Here is a 3,026-nt window from a genome sequence, read left to right on the forward strand (position 1 = left end):
GACCTACACCACCACCGGCCAGTTCACCGCCAAGGCCAAGCCGACCAGCCTCTACACCCGCGTCCTCGAGCACCACCCCGCCACCCGCCTTGCCCTCATGGGCGCGGCCCTCGTAGCGGGCTGGTCCCTGGCTCGCCGCCTGGGGCGGTAGTCACCTGCCCACGCAGCGACGAGCGCTTCCATTCGCCGGATGCGAGCCTTGATCTCGCTTACCAGATCCCAAGCCCCGCGCACGTGAGTGCTCATGTCCAAAGCGATCATCGTACTTGGCGATGTGCTTGCTCGCCGCATCGTCACCGCCAGACACCTGGTCGCACTGTGGACGGCGGGCCTGATCTGACGAGACTAGATTTGTTTGTGAACGTACACCTGTGCTACCATCTGTGGCACAAGAACTAATGTTCGGCGCTACATGTGGTAGGAGGAGCGGTCCATGGTAGGCGATGAACATTCGTCTCCAAGGAGATCCACGCGAGGAACCACGCTCTTGGGAGCCGCGGTAGTTCTTGTCCCCGTCGGCGTGCTGACCATCCTTGCCATCTACGCCCCCGACGTCGTCCTGGCACTGGCATCGCCGATCATCCTGGGAGGACTCGGGGTGTGGCAACTCCAGGCTCAGCTAAAGGCCAACCGGGAGATGCAGGCCGCGCAGGCTCTTCGAGAGCGGAAATCGCGGGTCTATAGCCAGTTCGTTGACCTCCTCATTAAGCAAATGCTGGCAGAAAAGCAAACGGAGAAAAAACAAGCACGGAACGGGAAGCACAATGGACAGAAACTAGCACTGGAACGGGCCACTCCGAGTTCCGCCACAAAGCGCGACCCCGACCCAGCCCTCATCCGACACCTAACCCACCTCATGGGAGAGATGGTCGTGTGGGGATCAGACGGTGTGCTCAAGAAGTGGGGAGAGTTCAAGAAGTTAGGGGCCGGCGTGGCAATGAATGACGCGGCACGGAGAGAGCAGGGATTGCGCCTCGCTAGAAAGCTTGCCGAGATACTCCTGGAGATCAGACGAGACTTAGGACACATGAATGAGGGGTTCTGCGCGGATGACGTACTCCGCCTGTTCATCAACGATTGGGACGAAGTCCTACAGACAGTCACAGATGATGCAGGTCAACGGTCGAATGGGCCTGTGACCACGCCCCAGAGGGACCACCGATGAATTAACCAATCATTTCCCCAACCAGCAACGCCTTCTCGTCTTAGCCAACTGGTTGTACGAGCGCCTGCCTCAACCGCCACCCGGCCTCAGAATCCAGCGCCTACGACAGTTCATAGCGACTAAGTGACAGGTGCCAGTCGCCTAGCGCCCGAACAGCTCAAAATATACAAACGACGCGGGGTTTCGGCCCCGCGTCGTCTTCTTCTATTGATGGTGCCGGTGGGCGGATTCGAACCACCGACCAAGGGCTTATGAGTCCCCTGCTCTACCGCTGAGCTACACCGGCGCTCAGAGCGCCAGTAAGTGTAGCAGGCGCTCGCGTTCACGTCAAACTGAGTTCCGCCGGCACGCTACGGTGTCCGAACAGTCCGTACGTCCGCAGATCGGGTGGTACAATCGGCCTCAGGAATCTGAATCGCAGGGAGGGACGAGCCGGTTTGGTGTGGGAGCCGTCTTCCGTGGGCGTGGATCTGCTCCGCGGGTTGAATGAGGCGCAGCAGCGCGCCGTGACGATCACTGAGGGCCCGGTCCTTGTCGTCGCCGGGCCGGGCAGCGGCAAGACACGGGTGCTGACGCACCGTGTCGCCTACCTCATCGACCAGCGGGGCGTCTCGCCGTGGAATATCCTGGCCGTCACCTTCACCAATAAGGCCGCACGCGAGATGCGCGAGCGCCTGGAGGTTCTGGTCGGACCCGAGCGCGCCCGGCAGCTCACCGTCGGCACCTTCCACGCACTCTGCGTCCGCATCCTCCGCCGCGACGGCCACCTCATCGGCCTCGACCCGCGCTTCACCATCTACGACGATGCCGACCAGATCGACGCGGTGCGGCAGGCGCTCAAGGCGCTCAACCTGGATCCGAAGCAGTTTCCGCCGCGGCCGATCCTGAACCGCATCTCCGCCGCCAAGAGCCAGGTGGTCGACCCGGCGCGCTTCGCCGAGCAGGTCGAGACCTACTGGGAAGAGATCGTCAGCCGCGTCTACCCGCGGTACCAGGAGATCCTGCGCCGTAACCGGGCGCTCGACTTCGACGACCTCCTGGTGGAGACGGTCCGGTTATTCGACGAGCAGCCCGAGGTCCTCCGCCGCTATCAGGACTGGTATCGCTACATCCTGGTCGATGAGTACCAGGACACCAACCACGTCCAGTACCTGCTTGTCCACGCCCTGGCGGCCGGGCACCGGAACCTGTGCGTCGTCGGTGACCCCGACCAGTCGATCTACGGCTGGCGGCAGGCCGACATCCGCAACATCCTGGAGTTCAAGCGCGACTTCCCCGATGCCGCCGAGGTGCACCTGGAGTTGAACTACCGCTCCACCGGCGTGATCGTCGAGGCCGCCGACCAGGTGATCCGCGCCAACACGCAGCGCATCCGCCGACAGCTCCGGACCGAGAACCCGCGCGGCGACCGGCTGGTCGTGCGCGAGGCCTACGACGAAGCCCAGGAGGCGCAGTTCGTCGTCGGCGAGATCCACCGTCTAGCTCAGTCGGGGCGCTACCGCTTCCGTGACATCGCGGTGCTCTATCGCACCAACGCTCAGAGCCGGCCGCTGGAGGAGGCGCTCATCCGAGCCGACATCCCGTACCAGCTTGTCGGCGGCACACGGTTCTACGAGCGGCGCGAGATCAAGGACGCGCTTGCGCTCCTGCGCCTGATCGCCAACCCGCGCGACGCGGTAAGCCTTCAGCGAGTCCTCGCCAACACCCCACTCGGCAAAGGGATCGGCGCGCGTACCCTGCAGGAGCTGGAGCGCTGGTCGACCGAGACGGGCCTGCCGATCTATACCGGTCTGGCCGCGCTCGCAGGCGAGAGCGACGCCCCCGCGCCGCCGGTCGGCACCCGCCCCGCGAAGCTGCTCGC

2 protein-coding genes and 1 tRNA gene are annotated in these 3,026 nt (G+C 63.9%); 2 read left to right on the plus strand and 1 reads right to left on the minus strand.

The window, feature by feature from the left end; all coding sequences use genetic code 11:
* Positions 1-433 precede the first annotated feature (433 nt).
* The gene (locus IRZ30_RS16765) at positions 434-1,165 is read left to right on the plus strand and encodes a hypothetical protein (protein ID WP_294086828.1); all 732 of its coding nucleotides are present in this window, start codon (positions 434-436) and stop codon (positions 1,163-1,165) included.
* Between the two features lie 211 nt (positions 1,166-1,376).
* Here the strand turns inward: IRZ30_RS16765 and IRZ30_RS16770 are convergent.
* A tRNA-Met gene (locus IRZ30_RS16770) sits at positions 1,377-1,451 on the minus strand.
* 172 nt (positions 1,452-1,623) lie between these two features.
* Between IRZ30_RS16770 and IRZ30_RS16775 the strand changes: the two genes are divergently transcribed.
* On the plus strand, positions 1,624-3,026 hold a 1,403-nt coding region (locus IRZ30_RS16775; RefSeq protein ID WP_294086829.1), incomplete at its 3' end, for an ATP-dependent helicase.

Origin of the sequence: Sphaerobacter sp. (assembly GCF_019683595.1) — a bacterium.
GTDB lineage: Bacteria > Chloroflexota > Chloroflexia > Thermomicrobiales > Thermomicrobiaceae > Sphaerobacter.

Bases quoted from the DNA above. Each gene is read 5' to 3' on its own strand.
- IRZ30_RS16765 (WP_294086828.1), top strand. From the start codon at position 434: ATGGTAGGCGATGAACATTCGTCTCCAAGGAGATCCACGCGAGGAACC.